Source organism: Pseudomonas sp. FA117 (assembly GCF_057370475.1).
Genome location: NZ_CM170675.1, coordinates 4,577,001 through 4,592,320 on the forward strand (window position 1 = coordinate 4,577,001; position 15,320 = coordinate 4,592,320).

Below are 15,320 nucleotides of genomic sequence, written 5' to 3' on the forward strand. Positions count from 1 at the left end.
ATAACTGGACCACAGATCGCGCAAAAGGTTTTATCTCGAACGGCAATAGCCGACGAACTGCACTCAGCGCGCCTTGGGCGTAGCCACATTATCGCGCAGGTACACCGGTTGCGCCTGTTCGGCGACCACTGCCTCGCCGCGCGCCCAGGCATGAGCGGCCAGGCTGAGGATGTCCTGGGCGTGCGGCAGGGCCTGGGCATCGCTGCTGTCGACCTTCACCCCCAGACGCTCGGCGTAGCCCCAGCCGGTGCCCGCGCCGAACCACTGGCCGCCCTCGGGCAAGGCCACCCGCTCGGGGGCGATCACCCGCTCCTGGCCAAGCAGGCGCATTTCACCGTCGTGCGCCTGGTAGCAACCCCAGTACACCTCGTCCATGCGCGCATCGATGGCCGCGGCAACCTGTTGCGCGCCATGCTGGCGCAGCGCCCCCTGGGCCAGGGCGGCAAGGTTCGAGACCGGCAGCACCGGGCGCTCGAGGGCGAAGGCCAGGCCCTGCACCACGCCGATGGCAATGCGCACCCCGGTGAAGGCGCCGGGGCCACGGCCGAAGGCGATGGCATCCACCGCGCTCAGGGCTAAGCCCGAGTCGGCGAGCAATTGCTTGATCATCGGCAGCAGCTTCTGCGCGTGCTGGCGCGGGATCACCTCGTAGTGGCTGGTCACCTTGCCGTCATGCAGCAGGGCGACGGAACAGGCTTCGGTGGCGGTATCCAGGGCCAGCAGGGTGGTCATCGAACGTGTATCCAGGCGAAAGGGAAAAAGAGCCGCAGTATAAACGACAACGGCCCGCAAGCGGGCCGTCGTGACACATCGATACCGATCAGCTCAGGGCTGCCAGCACCTTGGCGGTGATCGACTCGACCGAACCGACACCTTCGATGTGGGCGTACTTCGGCTTGCCGGCGTTGGCAGCCGACAGCTTCTGGTAGAAGTCCACCAGGGGTTTGGTCTGGCTGTGGTAGACCGACAGGCGGTGACGCACGGTTTCTTCCTTGTCGTCGTCGCGCTGGATCAGGTCTTCGCCGGTGACGTCGTCCTTGCCCTGTACCTTCGGTGGGTTGTACTGGATGTGGTAGGTGCGACCCGAAGCCAGGTGCACACGACGACCGGCCATGCGCCCGACGATTTCTTCGTCGTCTACCGCGATCTCCACCACGGCGTCGATGTCGACACCTGCGGCGACCATGGCTTCGGCCTGCGGGATGGTGCGCGGGAAGCCGTCGAACAGGCAGCCCTTGGCGCAGTCTGGTTGAGCGATGCGCTCCTTGACCAGGCTGATGATCAGGTCATCGGAAACCAGCTGGCCGGCATCCATGACTTTCTTCAGCTCCAGGCCCAGCGGGGTGCCGGCCTTGACCGCGGCACGCAGCATGTCGCCAGTGGAGATCTGGGGAATACCGAACTTTTCGGTGATGAACTTTGCCTGAGTACCTTTACCGGCCCCGGGAGCTCCCAGCAGAATTACGCGCATCTCGTGCTCCTCATATTTTTTTATTGCAAATCAGTGGATTCGGCGATCAGGGCCAAGTCCGGAAAATCGGATCAGACCGGAAAATCGGTCAAAAGGCTGATCAAGATACACAGCGCCCGGCAGCCAGACAAGCGTTCCAAAGATGCGCGAATCCGCATCCGGCGCCCTTTTCAGGGGCAGGTTGCGCCCATTGCAACCTGCCCCTGCCCAACGTCCTGAACACTCGGCGCACCTGCGCTGGTGACGTGCCCCGAAGCCCTCAACCGGTGTTGCGCAACCCGGCCGCGATGCCCGCCACGGTCACCAGCAGGGCCTGCTCCAACGGGCTGTCCAGAGCGGCTTCGCGCACCCGCGAGCGGGCCAGCAGCTCGGCCTGCAGACGGTGCAGCGGGTCCAGGTAGGTGTTGCGCAGGCTGATGAATTCCAGGGTCTCGGGGCTGTGCGCCAGTAGCACCGGCTGGCCGGTCAGGCCCAGCACCACCTGGCACGACTGCGACAATAGGTCGCGCAGTTGTGCACCCAAGGGCAGCAGTTGCGGTTGCACCAGACGTTCGTCGTAGGCCTTGGCGATTTCGGCATCGGCCTTGGCCAGCACCATCTCCAGCATGTCGATGCGGGTGCGGAAAAATGGCCAGTGCTCGCGCATCTGCCCCAGCAGTTCACCCTGACCGCGGGCCAGGGCGTTGCTCAAGGCCGTCTCCCAACCGAGCCAGGCCGGCAGCATCAGGCGCGTCTGGGTCCAGCCGAAGATCCACGGGATCGCCCGCAGGCTCTCGATGCCACCGGCTCGGCGCTTGGCCGGCCGGCTGCCCAGCGGCAGGCGGCCGAGTTCCTGTTCCGGAGTGGACTGGCGGAAGTACTCGACGAAGTCCGGGTTCTCGCGTACCACGGCGCGGTAGGCCTTGACCCCGTCGGCAGCCATCTGGTCCATCAGGGCGCGCCAGGCGGGCTCCGGTGGCGGTGGCGGCAGCAAGGTCGCCTCCAGCACGGCGGCGAGGTAGAGGTTGAGGTTCTGCTCGGCGATCCCCGGCAGGCCGAACTTGAAGCGGATCATCTCGCCCTGCTCGGTGGTGCGGAAGCGCCCGGCCACCGAGCCCGGTGGCTGGGAGAGGATCGCCGCATGGGCCGGACCACCGCCACGCCCCACCGTGCCGCCACGACCATGGAACAGCAGCAGCTCGACCTGGTGCTCGCGGCAGATGCGTACCAGGTTTTCCTGCGCCCGGTACTGCGCCCAGGCCGCCGCAGTGGTGCCGGCGTCCTTGGCCGAATCCGAGTAGCCGATCATCACTTCCTGCGGCCCGTGCAGACCCGCGCGATAGCCCGGCAGGCCCAGCAGCCGCTCCATCACCGGGCCGGCATTGTCGAGGTCGGCGAGGGTCTCGAACAGCGGCACCACGCGCATCGGCCGGGTCAGCCCGGCCTCCTTGAGCAGCAGTTGCACGGCAAGCACATCGGAAGCCGCACCGGCCATCGAGATGACGTAGGATCCCAGGGAAGCCGCCGGCGCTGCGGCGATCTCGCGGCAGGTGGCGAGCACTTCGGCGGTCTCGGCCTGGGGCTGGAAGTGCGCCGGCAGCAGCGGCCGGCGATTCTTCAGTTCGGCCTGAAGGAAGGTGATGCGCTGTTCTTCATCCCACTCGGCGTAACGCCCCAGGCCTAGGTACTCGGTGATTTCCGACAGCGCGTCGCGATGACGGGCCGCATCCTGGCGCACGTCAAGGCGCACCAGGAACAGGCCGAAGGTCACCGCCCGGCGCAGGCAATCGAGCAACGGGCCGTCGGCGATCACGCCCATGCCGCAGTCATGCAGCGACTGGTAACACAGTTGCAGCGGCTCGATCAGCGCGCGATTGTCGACCAGCACCTCGGCACCGGCAGGCTGCGGGCCGGCCAGCGAGGCATGGGCCCATGCGCGGGTCGCACGCAGGCGGTCACGCAGTTGCTTGAGGAAGGCGCGATAGGGCTCGGCACTGTCGCCCACCTTGGCCCGCAGCGCAGCACTGGCCTGCTGCATGGACAGGTCGGCGGCCAGCTCGTCGATATCGCGCAGGAACAGATCGGCCGCCATCCAGCGCGCCAGCAGCAGCACTTCGCGGGTGACCGTGGCGGTGACGTTGGGGTTGCCGTCACGGTCACCGCCCATCCACGAGGCGAAACGCACCGGTGCCGACTCCAGCGGCAGGCGCAGGCCGGTGGCTTCGAACAGGGCCTTGTCGACCTTGCGCAGGTGGCCGGGAATCGCCTGCCACAGGGAGTGCTCGATCACGGCAAAGCCCCATTTGGCTTCATCGACCGGCGTTGGACGGGTACGGCGGATCTCCTCGGTGTGCCAGGCCTCGGCGATCAGCCGGCGCAGACGCTCGCGGACCTGCTGGCGCTCGGCAGGGGTGAGGTCGCGGTGGTCCTGGACAGCCAGTTGCGCGGCAATGGCATCGTACTTCTGGATCAGCGTGCGCCTGGCCACCTCGGTGGGGTGCGCGGTGAGCACCAGCTGGATATCCAGCTTGGCCAGTTGCCGGGCCAGGGCATCGTCGGCGTGCCCGGCCTGCTTGAGCCGCGCCAGCAACTCGGGCAACGCGCGGTCCTCGAACGGCGCAGGCTGGGCCGGGTCGCGGCGATGGATCAACTGGTACTGCTCGGCGATGTTGGCCAGGTTGAGAAACTGGTTGAAGGCCCGGGCAACCGGCAGCAGGTCGTCATCGGCCAGGTCGCCCAGGGTGGAGCTCAACTGCTCGGCCGCGCCACGGCGATCGGCCTTGGCACTGTGGCGGATGTCCTCGATCTTCTGCAGGAACGCCTCACCGTGCTGCTGGCGGATGGTCTCGCCCAGCAGCTCACCCAACAGATGGACATCCTCACGCAAGCGCACATCGATATCGGTCATTGGCTCTCCTCAGATCGCGCGGTCCACCGCGCAGCAGCCCGGGTCATTGCTGCAAGAGTGCCCACAGGCGCCCGTCCAAGGCAAGCCGCGATCAGCCGATGCAACTAAAGTGAAGAGACCGCCCTCACAACTCATGTCACGGTTTCTACAGAGGTCACCATGAAAATCCGCGAGCTCGCACAGCATTGGGAACAGAACGCCGCCGGTACCCTGAGCCCCACCGGCCATACCCTGCACCTGGACCTCGAGTCCGAGGCGCGCCTGGCGGCGCTGATCGAGATGTACCCCAAGCGCACCGCCGAGGAACTGTTGGGTGAACTGGTTGCTGCTGCCCTCGAGGAACTGGAGGCGAGCTTTCCGTACGTGAAGGGTCAGCAGGTGATCGCCACCGACGAGGAGGGTGATCCGCTGTATGCCGATGTTGGCCCCACGCCCCGCTTCCTGAGCCTTTCCCGGCGCCATCTGCAGGACCTGAGCCATGCGCTCGCAGCGCGCAAATCCTGACTGCCGGGGCCCGCGAATACTGCCCTGCACAGCGAAAGTTCCACGCTAAAGGCGCTGACTGACCAGTCAGAAATACTTAGCTCTAACAAGCAACTTTTTCTGAACTATTCTGAAACTGCTCAAGTCGGAGCCAATAGCCATCACGCAAAAACCCTGCACCCATGGTGTTTGGTGCACCGACACGAAGCACATGTGAATGTCAGGGAGCGATGGACTGCCACGGACATCGTTATCAGGAGTGATCCAATGGAGTTGACCACCATGAAGACCCGCACCGCAACCTTCCCGTCCAACTCACTGCGCGGGCTCAAGCTGGCCGCGCTGGCGCTGGGCAGCAGCCTGGTACTGGCTGGCTGCGCTGGCAACCCGCCGACCGAACAGTATGCCGTGACCCAGTCTGCCGTGAATTCCGCGGTCAGCGCTGGCGGTACCGAGTTCGCTGCGGTCGAGATGAAAGCGGCACAGGACAAGTTCAAGCAGGCGGAAATCGCCATGCATGACAAGAAGTACGACGAAGCCAAGCGACTGGCCGAGCAGGCCGAATGGGACGCCCGCGTCGCCGAGCGCAAGGCACAGGCAGCCAAGGCCCAGAAAGCCGTGCAGGATGCCCGCCAGGGCGTTCAGGACGTACGTGAGGAAGGCCTGCGCAGCGCCCAGTGAGGCCTGACTCGCCCTCCCCTGCCTTCGTTATCGATCAAAGGATGAACACTATGCGCAATTACGTAATGATCCCTGCCCTGTTGGCCCTGAGCGTTGGTCTGGCTGCGTGCTCGCACGACCCGAACGCCAACCTGGAGTCGGCCCGTACCAACTTCTCGGCGCTGCAGAGCGATCCGCAGTCGAGCAAGCTCGCGGCCCTCGAGACCAAGGACGCCCAGGACTGGCTGAACAAGGCCGACAAGGCCTACATGGACCGCGAGGACGAGAAGAAGGTCGACCAGCTGGCCTACCTGACCAACCAGCGCGTCGAAGTGGCCAAGCAGACCATTGCCCTGCGCACCGCTGAAGGCGATATCAAGAATGCCGCGGCGCAGCGCGCCCAGGCCAAGCTGGACGCCCGCGATGCGCAGATCAAGAAGCTGCAGGACAGCCTCAACGCCAAGCAGACCGACCGCGGTACGCTGGTGACCTTCGGCGACGTGCTGTTCGACTTCAACAAGGCCGACCTGAAGAGCAGCGCCCTGCCGAACATCACCACCCTGGCCAACTTCCTCCAGGAGAACCCGGAGCGCAAGGTGATCGTCGAGGGCTACACCGACAGCGTCGGTTCGGCCAGCTACAACCAGGGTCTGTCCGAGCGCCGCGCCGAAAGCGTGCGTCGCGCCCTGCTGCGTGCCGGCATCGACCCATCCCGCGTGGTCGCCCAGGGCTACGGCAAGGAGTATCCGGTCGCGGACAACTCCAGCAACTCCGGCCGTGCCCAGAACCGTCGCGTGGAGGTGACCATCTCCAACGACAACCAGCCGGTTCAGCCGCGTACCACCATGCGCTGATACAGGTTGCCTGAGTGACATGAAAAACCCGCCTCGATGGCGGGTTTTTCATGTCTGCGCAACAGCGCGGCGCGTCACTGCACCTGCTGCGGCGTGTCCTGGCCCATGCAACGGATCGCGCGCTTGCGGTTGTCGACCAGCACACCCGTCAGGCCCTTCTGCTGGGTGTCGAACAACACCAGCACACCCTCGACGCATTGCGCCACCTGCGGCGACGGATCGAGCGAGACCCGGTAGTCCTCGCCCGGAATCGTCTTGAGCATGGTGTAGTCCTGCAGCAGCAGGGCATCCTCGGGCTTGGCGAAATGCAGGTAGCCGTAGTACCACAAGGCCCCCACCGTCACGATGATGCTGCCGACACCGGTCAGGATCAGCGGGATGGCGTTGCGTTCTTCACTCATTGCGCGTTCTTCTCGTCAGGGTAGTTCGGCACTTCCGCCAAGCGGCGCAGGCCATTGAAGTGGCTGGGGTCATCGAGGAAGCGCAGCATCACCTGACGCCAGGTCGGGTCGGCAAAAGTCTGCACATGGTCGCCACGGGTCAGTTGCAGCACCCGCGGTGGCGGGGCGTGCTGGTAGAGGCGGATGCCATTGGCCATGGGCACCAGTTGGTCATCGATGCTGTGGAAGAACAGCTTGGGCGGGCTGTCCAGGCGCTCGATGGAGCGGATCGCGCTGTCGCCGTCGGGCACCAGCCACGACAGCGGCACCTGAAGCGGCCAGGTCATCCACGAGGTGCTCAGGGCGAAGCGTCCGACCTCACGGTAGCTGGCCGGCACACCGTCGAACACCAGCGCGCTGAAACGCTGGCGCTGCTCGGGATGAGCGGCCAGATAGTGGATGGCCATCGCACCGCCCAGGCTCTGGCCCAGCAGCACCAGCGGCTTGCCCTGCACTTCGGGCGCCTTGCCCAGCCAGTCGAGAGCGGCGTCGATATCCTGATAGACCGCCGGCAAGGTCGGCGTACCCTGGGACAGGCCATAGCCACGGTAATCGATCATCAGCACCTGGTAGCCCTGCTCGGGCAGCCAGTAGCTGCCGCCCAAGTGCCAGGCAAGGTTGCCGCCGTTGCCGTGCAGATGCAGCACCGTGCCCTTGACCTCGACACCGGCCTTGGCCGGCAGCCACCAGCCATGCAGGCGGGTACCATCACGCGCACTCAAGGTGACGTCGCGGTACTGCAACTGCGCCCGCTCGGGAGTGAACGGCTGGCCGGGTTCGGGGTAGAACAGCAGGCTGCTGCAGCCGGCCAGGCACGATAGACCCAGCCCCAGCAGCAGCGTGCGGCAGCGCTCAGAGAATGTTCGCGTAGTCGGCTTCAATGCGATCCAGGCTCAGGTGGTTGAGGAAGTTGGAGAAACACATCCAGGCCGACAGCGCGTTGAGATCGCGGAACTGCTCGGGTAGGTACTTCGGTGGCTCCACCAGCCCCTCCTCGACCAGTTGACGCAGGGTGCGCATGTCTTCCAGCGTGGTCTTGCCGCAGAACAGCAGCGGGATCTGCTCCAGCTTGCCCTTCCTCACGGCCAGCTGAATGTAGTTGTAAACCATGATGAAGCCCTTGAGGTAGGACAAGTCCTTGGTGAACGGCAGCCCGTTCGGCACCGACCCGCGGAACACCCGACTGGCATTGCCATAGCTCTCGGCCATTTCGAAGCCCTGGCCGCGGAAGAACTCGTACACCTGCAGGAAGTCGGCGCCCTGCTCCACCATGTGGATCGCGCGGGTGCGGTTGGTCAGCTTGCGCAGACGGCTGGGGTAGGAAGCGAAGGCGATCACCTCCATGAGGATGGCCAGGCCTTCCTGGGTGACGGTCGACGAGGGTGGGCCCTTGGCCAGGAAAGTGCAGATCGGCTGGTTCAGGCCGTTGAGCGTGGTGCCCACGTGCACCAGCCCTTCATGGACTTCCAGCGCGCGCACATCGCGGCTATTGAACATGGCATCGGCGCGCACCTTGATGTAGTCGGCACCGGCGGCGGCGTCGGCAACGATGCCGTCGGACTCGAACACCCGGATGGTTTCCTCCGCCTCGCCGAACACCTTGTTCAGGCGGCGCTGGAGGATTTCCACCGCCTCCTTGGCCGTGAGGTTCTTCGGTTCGTCCTTCAGGTCGCCGCGACCGTCGATGTTGTTCAGGTAGTCCGACAGCATCAGCCCCAGGTCGGCCAGGGTCGGGTCGCCGGCATGGAAGGCGTCGGAGGCGGCGCCGTACAGCTCCTGGGAGATCAGCCCGAAGTCTTCGGTGCCGCGCGCCTCGAGCATGCGCACCACCATCCGGTATTCGCGGCACATGCGCTTCATGATCTGCCCGACCGGGTTGAACTGGCCGAGCTGGCGGATGATGTCGCGTTCGATGGCCTGGAACTCGGCCTTCACCGCACTGGAGTCGAATGACAGCGGGCGACTCTGGTAGTAGGCGCGGTCTACCGCTGGCGGTTCCTTGCCCTTGGCCTTGAAAAAGCCCTGGCGAATGCCGTCGTCCCATTTCACCGCGTCCAGCACTCGGATCGGGGTCTGGGCCGCGACGATACGGTCGGACAATGCGCGGATGGTTTGCTGGTATTCGTCCACCGGGGACTCCTTGTAGAGGCCTGTGTGCGGGCCAAGCCCGCTCCCATAGGTCGTGGTATCCGCTATTTGCCGGCCCGCTGGAACCGCGCCACTTCGACGAACAGGTCCGAGTTGGCGGGATCGTCCAGATAAGCCAGTACCCGCTCGGCAGGGCTGTCGATCAGCACACCCGGGCCGTTATCCTCAGGCACCTCGGTGCTGCGTCCGCTCAGTTCCTTCTTGTCCACGGCCTGCTGGATCTGCTCGACGTCCAGGTTGTAGAGCACCAGTTGCCTGCCATCGACGACCTCGAAGCCGCCAATCAGGAACTTGCCACCCAGGCGCTTGGGCACGCCCGCCGACAGGTACCAGCGGTTGCCATGGCGCGACACGTTGAAGCTGTACTCCTGGGGCGCCTTGCCTTTGGCGCTGGCGACGGCCTTGTAGGTGTTGCCGCCGACGCGGCTGATGCTCAGTTTCAGCGGTTGGCCCCAGGCATCCTTGCTGCTCCAGTTGCCGAGCAGGGCCTTGGGCGCGGATTCGTTACTGGCCAGCGGCTCGTCGAAGGTCACCAGACACCCGCCCAGCAGGAGGAACGACACGGTCAACAACAGCACACGCCAGGCGTTCATCAGGTTCTCCTTGAAAAGGTCGGCTGCGCATCAGGCAGCAGCCAGCACCAGGTGCAGGTAACGGGTAAGGATAGCGAGCATCTGGCCATCGGCCTGGGCATTGGCTTCCTTGAGCAGCCCTTGATATTCCATCTGCTCGATGATGGACGTCAACACCAGGGCGTCCTGCTCGGGCTGGCGCGAGCCGACCACCTGGAGCATCTGCCGCGCGCCATGCAGCAGGATCTGCTCGTGCGCCCGCACCAGATCGGCCAGGCGCGGACACAGCAGTGCTTCCTGGCGAAACGCCTGCTCGGCCATGAGGAAATCGCGACGGTTGTACAGTTGGCGGGTCACGTAGTCGGCGGTCATGCGCGCCACTTCATCGGCCAAGCGTGCACGGGACTGCGGGCTGCCATCGCCCTGGGCCAGCAACTGGCGCAACACCACCTCGGTGTTGGCCCACAGCTTGGCCATGTAGGCGGCGCTGCGTTCGACGTACTGGGCAAAGGTATCGGCGAGCAGGTCCTCGATATCCTTGAAGTAGTAGGTGGTGGCGGACAACGGCACACCTGCCTCGGCAGCCACCGCGCGGTGGCGCACGCCACGCACGCCATCGCGCACGACGATGCGCATGGCAGCGTCGAGGATCTGCTGACGGCGCTGTTCGCTGCCCTGGCGACTGGTCTTGCGACCTTGGTACTGCACGCTCTCGGCAACGGCATTGGCCACGCCGGCGGCACCTTGCTGGACGTTTGCGGGGGTCACGGTAGGGGCCTCGGGTCTGTCTGGGGGATATTCATCGTCTGTACCGGCACTATCGCGGGACACGCCCGCTCCCACAATGCCGGTCAGTAGGGTGTAACCGATACAGACACTACACAGCCAGGCAAGAAAAAGCCGCCCCGAGAGGCGGCTTTTTCATGTTACTCAGGCCTGTGGGCGCATGTGCGGGAACAGGATCACATCGCGAATCGATGGCGAGTTGGTCAGCAGCATCACCAGGCGGTCGATACCGATACCCTCACCCGCCGTAGGCGGCATGCCGTACTCCAGGGCGCGAACGAAGTCGGCATCGTAGTGCATGGCTTCGTCGTCACCGGCATCCTTCTCGGCGACCTGGGCCAGGAAACGCTCGGCCTGGTCTTCGGCATCGTTGAGCTCGGAGTAGGCGTTGGCGATTTCGCGACCACCGATGAACAGCTCGAAACGGTCGGTCACGGCCGGATTGTCGTCGTTGCGACGGGCCAGCGGCGACACTTCGAACGGATACTCGGTAATGAAGTGCGGCTGTTCCAGCTTGTGCTCGACCAACTCTTCGAAAATCATCACCTGCAGCTTGCCCAGGCCCTCGTGGCCCAGCACCTTGGCGCCGGCCTTCTTTGCGATGGCACGGGCCTTGTCGACGTCCTGCAGGTCGGCAGCGGTCAGCTCGGGGTTGTACTTGAGGATCGAATCGAACACCGACAGGCGGGCGAACGGCTCGCCGAAGTGGAACACCTTGTCGCCGTACGGCACGTCGGTAGTCCCCAGTACCAGCTGCGCCAGCTCGCGGAACAGTTCCTCGGTGAGGTCCATGTTGTCGCGGTAGTCGGCGTAGGCCTGGTAGAACTCGAGCATGGTGAACTCGGGGTTGTGCCGGGTCGAAACGCCTTCGTTACGGAAGTTGCGGTTGATCTCGAAGACTTTCTCGAAGCCACCGACAACCAGGCGCTTGAGGTACAGCTCCGGCGCGATGCGCAGGAACATGGCCATGTCCAGGGCGTTGTGGTGGGTTTCGAACGGCTTGGCCGCGGCGCCGCCTGGGATGGTCTGCAGCATCGGCGTCTCGACTTCGAGGAAGTCGCGCTCGATCAGGAACTTGCGGATGTGCGAGATCACCTGCGAACGCACGCGGAAGGTGTGGCGGGTTTCCTCGTTGACCATCAGGTCGACGTAGCGCTGGCGGTAGCGCTGCTCGGTGTCGGTCAGGCCGTGGTGCTTGTCCGGCAGCGGGCGCAGCGACTTGGTCAGCAGGCGCACGTCGGTCATTTCGACGTAGAGGTCGCCCTTGCCCGAACGGGCCAGGGTGCCTTCGGCGCTGATGATGTCGCCCAGGTCCCAGGTCTTGACGGCGGCCAGGGTTTCTTCGGGCAGGGTCTTGCGGTTGACGTAGACCTGGATGCGCCCGGTCATGTCCTGGATCACCATGAACGAGCCACGGTTGAGCATGATGCGACCGGCAACCTTGACCGGGATCGCGGCTGCTTCCAGCTCTTCCTTGGTCTTGTCCGCGTACTGCTTCTGCAGGTCGTTGCAGTAGCTGTCGCGACGGAAGTCGTTGGGGAAGGCGTTGCCCTTGGCACGCTCGGCGGCAAGTTTTTCCTTGCGCAGGGCGATCAGGGTGTTCTCTTCCTGTTGCAGGTCTTGCGATTCGGTCTTGAGGTCGCTCATGTCGTCATTGTTTCCATCAGGTATTCGTTGCCCTCGCGGGTGAGGGATCGCGGGGCAGGCCCGCTCAGGGGCCTGCCTCGGCGTGGATGCTTACAGCCCCTGCTTGAGGCTGGCTTCCAGGTACTGGTCAAGGTCGCCGTCGAGGACTTTCTGGCAGTCGCTGCGCTCGACACCGGTACGCAGGTCCTTGATGCGCGAGTCATCGAGCACGTAGGAGCGGATCTGGTGACCCCAGCCGATGTCGGACTTGCTGTCTTCCAGGGCCTGCGAGGCGGCGTTGCGCTTCTGCATTTCCAGCTCGTACAACTTGGCCCGCAGCATTTTCATGGCGGTATCCTTGTTGGCGTGCTGGGAGCGTTCGTTCTGGCAGGCCACCACGGTGTTGGTCGGCACGTGGGTGATACGCACCGCCGAGTCGGTGGTGTTGACGTGCTGACCACCGGCACCGGAGGAACGGTAGGTGTCGATGCGCAGGTCCGACGGGTTGATCTCGATCTCGACCTTGTCGTCGATCTCGGGCGAGACGAATACCGCCGAGAACGAGGTGTGGCGACGGGCGCCGGAGTCGAACGGGCTCTTGCGCACCAGGCGGTGCACGCCGATCTCGGTGCGCAGCCAGCCGAAGGCATACTCGCCCTTGATGTGCACGGTGGCGCCCTTGATGCCGGCGACTTCACCCTCGGACAGCTCGATGATGGTGGCGTCGAAACCGCGCTTGTCGGCCCAGCGCAGGTACATGCGCAGCAGGATGTTGGCCCAGTCCTGGGCTTCGGTACCGCCGGAGCCGGCCTGGATGTCCAGGTAGGCGTTGTTCATGTCCATCTCGCCGCTGAACATGCGACGGAACTCGAGCTGGGCGAGGTTTTCTTCCAGGCCTTCCAGTTCGGTCACGACGTCGCCGACGGCGCCTTCGTCATTTTCCTCGACGGCCATGTCGAGCAGGTCCTGGCAATCGGCCAGGCCGTTGGACAGCTTGTCGAGGGTCTCGACTACCTGCGCCAGCATCGCCCGCTCGCGGCCCAGGGCCTGGGCGTACTCGGGCTTGTTCCAGACGTTGGGGTCTTCCAGCTCGCGGTTGACTTCGATCAGACGATCAGCTTTGTGATCGTAGTCAAAGATACCCCCGAATGGACTGGGAGCGTTCGGTAAGGTCCTTGATGGTGTTCAGGATCGGTTGGATTTCCATGGCTCTGGCTACTCGCGCGAATTCGGTGAAAAGCCTGCGAGTATAACCCAGTCCGCCGCGCGACGGCAGACCCGTCGAGCGCCGCACTCAAGCGAAAAATCACCCTTGCCCGGCACCAGCGCAGGTGCCATGGCCAAGCAGCACGGGATCATGGCGAAGGCTGCAACCTAGCATTTTTGCCAGTAGTAAAGCCGCAGGCCACGTGCACTAATGAAGTGGCAATTCGAACCAGCACATCATGATGACGTGAGCGCGTAGGTGCGCAAGGAATTGGACTATGAATGATGCAAAAAACCCCGAAAACGACAAAAGCGAACTTCCTGCCCCCACACTTCCGGACTTTCCGGACAACACGATCGATTTAAAAAAGCTGGGCGATAACTTGAAAGTCGAGTTCAACTACCCCGAAATGGCGCAGGGGCATACCGTAAAAATGCGCTGGCTCGGCAAGCAGCATTACTTATCCGAGCTCAAAACCGTGACGGAACCGGGAACTTTGACATTCCTCATTCCTGATCACGTTGTCAAAGAAGACCTCGACCAGACGCCCAAGGCAAAATTAACGGGCAGCGTAGGCATCAACGGTGCGCCTCTCATTATCAGCCTTGCCCTCGAGGTGACTGTCACGGACACAGAACCAGAGACTTAGTGTCTGTACGGAACGTTTCATGGGGGCCTGCCTGACCCGCGATGGAGTGCAGAGTGCTCTCGTACCCAATATCAAATGACGTCAAAGGTGCTGCAGTTTGCTGCCCCCGTTGCGGAAGTTTGCTGGGCAAGCCCGCTCCTGCCGCGATAGATGAATATACATTCCATACAAAAGTTGGTGACGCGGTTGATGCCTCACCCATCGGCCATCGGCAGTGTCGCTACAGCAACATCTTTTACTCAGGAGGGCGTCGACATGTCTGCATCAGCGAAGCACTATTCCACTCGGCTTGGCCTATACGCTGGCCTGTCGATATTGATAGTGATGGCGGGTTGCAAACACCCTCCACCACAAGCGGAATCAACTGCCGCATCGTCCGCCATATCGTCAGTCCAGTCGTCTAACGCGGTCACGGCACAACCGGAACTCTACCGACCACGCTTTCCTGGCTCCAAGTCGAGCACCGTGGATGTCGACAACCCTGCCTCGGTCACCATCAGCTTTCTCTACAAGCCCATGCAGTTGGGCGATACGGTAAGCATGCGCTGGAAGGGCGGCAGCGAGTGGTATGCACCGATCCAGCGCGTCAAGAAACTCAATGAACCACTGATATTCATCATCCCCAGAGATGAAATCATCAAGGACATCGGAAGAACTGCCGTTATCACGGGCAGCGTGGGTGTCGGTGACAACCCGTTGGTCATTTCCCCACCGTTCAACGTTCGCGTAACTCAATCCGGTGTCGAACCCGGCACAACAATTGCCAACAACCTGAATACCCGTTACGACGCCAGGGAACATAGCTGTCCTGGAAACCTGCCGGCTTACTACTGCAATGGCATCATCATTCGCTCGGTGGACAACGGCAACTTCAACCCCTGGGATCCGAGTCCGTCTGCCAAAAGGCTGGGCGCCCTGTCGTTCTCTTACTTCCGCGTCGATTCCTATGTCGGCGATTTCTACAGAAAAGCAGGCTTCATCTTTCTTCCACAATCCGAAGCCCTGAAGCAAGGCAAGGGCATGGATTACCTGTGTATCTACGCCTATGACGCAGGGACGCTAGTCGGTACTCGATCCAACAAAGGCTGTGGGCTGAAATCAACCCTCCGGGCCGATCCCGACCTCAGTACCTGCGCCAGCAAGAATGCTACGACGGTTGACAACTGGTATCGATTTACCGAGACCGTGAACGACCGTAACTTTCAATGCTCACTGAGCACACAAAATGCTGCACAGTTTGCGGTCAGCTATCAGGTGCGTGCCAAGCCCCCTAAAAACATGCGCGCGCAGTGGAACGAGTTGATGGTCGGCCTGTGGCCAGATAACCATGGCAAGAAACTGCCGATCGAGGCGTTCTTCTTCAAGGCCGGCGACAGCCCTTCGCTCAACGATGCCAAGACTTTCCAGAGAAAGTTCAAGAGCGTCACCGGCATCTGGGTGCCGATCGTTTCGCTGAACTTGAACAGCCTCTCAGGCTCACCGTTCAGCTACAGCAAGAATGACCAGGCCGTTCAGCCCTGAACGCAGACCTGCAAGA

The 15,320-nt window shown here is 63.2% G+C and carries 15 protein-coding genes; 5 read left to right on the forward strand and 10 right to left on the reverse strand.

The features are described from left to right. Positions 1-63 precede the first annotated feature (63 nt). The 3 genes from tsaB to ppc form a co-directional block, all read right to left on the reverse strand. On the reverse strand, positions 64-732 hold the full coding sequence (gene tsaB, locus AC1TXO_RS21165; protein WP_486403543.1) for a tRNA (adenosine(37)-N6)-threonylcarbamoyltransferase complex dimerization subunit type 1 TsaB: 669 nt from the start codon (positions 730-732) through the stop codon (positions 64-66). 88 nt (positions 733-820) lie between these two features. Then, complete coding sequence (gene adk / locus AC1TXO_RS21170) at positions 821-1,471, reverse strand: adenylate kinase (protein ID WP_486403544.1); 651 nt, start codon at positions 1,469-1,471, stop codon at positions 821-823. A 259-nt stretch (positions 1,472-1,730) separates the two neighbouring features. Further along, the gene (ppc, locus tag AC1TXO_RS21175) at positions 1,731-4,358 is read right to left on the reverse strand and encodes a phosphoenolpyruvate carboxylase (protein WP_486403545.1); all 2,628 of its coding nucleotides are present in this window, start codon (positions 4,356-4,358) and stop codon (positions 1,731-1,733) included. A gap of 159 nt (positions 4,359-4,517) precedes the next feature. On the opposite strand from ppc, the gene AC1TXO_RS21180 reads away from it, so the two are divergent. The 3 genes from AC1TXO_RS21180 to lptF all read left to right on the forward strand — a co-directional run bounded on the left by AC1TXO_RS21180 (position 4,518) and on the right by lptF (position 6,355). Further along, a complete protein-coding gene (locus AC1TXO_RS21180; protein ID WP_486403546.1) occupies positions 4,518-4,862 on the forward strand; it encodes a pilin assembly protein in 345 nt (114 codons plus the stop codon). Positions 4,863-5,108: 246 nt separating this feature from the next. Beyond that, positions 5,109-5,522: a DUF4398 domain-containing protein gene (locus tag AC1TXO_RS21185; protein ID WP_486403547.1), complete on the forward strand. Its 414-nt coding sequence runs from the start codon at positions 5,109-5,111 to the stop codon at positions 5,520-5,522. A 50-nt stretch (positions 5,523-5,572) separates the two neighbouring features. After that, on the forward strand, positions 5,573-6,355 hold the full coding sequence (gene lptF / locus AC1TXO_RS21190) for a lipotoxin F family OmpA-related lipoprotein LptF (protein WP_402760299.1): 783 nt from the start codon (positions 5,573-5,575) through the stop codon (positions 6,353-6,355). 74 nt (positions 6,356-6,429) lie between these two features. Here the strand turns inward: lptF and AC1TXO_RS21195 are convergent, their stop codons facing one another. The 7 genes from AC1TXO_RS21195 to prfB all read right to left on the reverse strand — a co-directional run bounded on the left by AC1TXO_RS21195 (position 6,430) and on the right by prfB (position 13,134). Beyond that, a complete protein-coding gene (locus AC1TXO_RS21195) occupies positions 6,430-6,756 on the reverse strand; it encodes a PA3694 family proteiin (RefSeq protein WP_063543336.1) in 327 nt (108 codons plus the stop codon). Continuing rightward, positions 6,753-7,676, reverse strand: coding sequence for an alpha/beta hydrolase (locus AC1TXO_RS21200; protein WP_486403548.1), 924 nt, complete (start codon positions 7,674-7,676; stop codon positions 6,753-6,755). The genes AC1TXO_RS21195 and AC1TXO_RS21200 overlap by 4 nt, the downstream gene beginning before the upstream one ends. Continuing rightward, on the reverse strand, positions 7,648-8,925 hold the full coding sequence (locus AC1TXO_RS21205) for a flavohemoglobin expression-modulating QEGLA motif protein (protein WP_486403549.1): 1,278 nt from the start codon (positions 8,923-8,925) through the stop codon (positions 7,648-7,650). Before AC1TXO_RS21205 ends, AC1TXO_RS21200 begins: the two co-directional genes overlap by 29 nt. Positions 8,926-8,987: 62 nt before the next feature. Then, on the reverse strand, positions 8,988-9,536 hold the full coding sequence (locus AC1TXO_RS21210) for a hypothetical protein (protein WP_486403550.1): 549 nt from the start codon (positions 9,534-9,536) through the stop codon (positions 8,988-8,990). 30 nt (positions 9,537-9,566) lie between these two features. Further along, positions 9,567-10,283 (reverse strand): TetR/AcrR family transcriptional regulator, encoded by a 717-nt coding sequence (locus tag AC1TXO_RS21215; protein ID WP_486403551.1) that lies wholly within the window; start codon positions 10,281-10,283, stop codon positions 9,567-9,569. Between the two features lie 162 nt (positions 10,284-10,445). Continuing rightward, positions 10,446-11,948, reverse strand: a complete 1,503-nt coding sequence (lysS, locus tag AC1TXO_RS21220) for a lysine--tRNA ligase (protein ID WP_054895070.1) — start codon at positions 11,946-11,948, stop codon at positions 10,446-10,448. 90 nt (positions 11,949-12,038) lie between these two features. Beyond that, positions 12,039-13,134 (reverse strand): peptide chain release factor 2 gene (gene prfB / locus AC1TXO_RS21225; protein WP_486403552.1). Its coding sequence is split into 2 segments (ribosomal slippage): positions 12,039-13,061 and positions 13,063-13,134, totalling 1,095 coding nucleotides; the frame shifts between segments, so codons are not numbered across the junction. 277 nt (positions 13,135-13,411) lie between these two features. Between prfB and AC1TXO_RS21230 the strand changes: the two genes are divergently transcribed. After that, positions 13,412-13,783, forward strand: a complete 372-nt coding sequence (locus AC1TXO_RS21230; protein ID WP_486403553.1) for a hypothetical protein — start codon at positions 13,412-13,414, stop codon at positions 13,781-13,783. A 465-nt stretch (positions 13,784-14,248) separates the two neighbouring features. Continuing rightward, entirely contained in the window at positions 14,249-15,304 is a 1,056-nt protein-coding gene (locus AC1TXO_RS21235; RefSeq protein ID WP_486403554.1) for a hypothetical protein, read from the forward strand. Positions 15,305-15,320 lie beyond the last annotated feature (16 nt).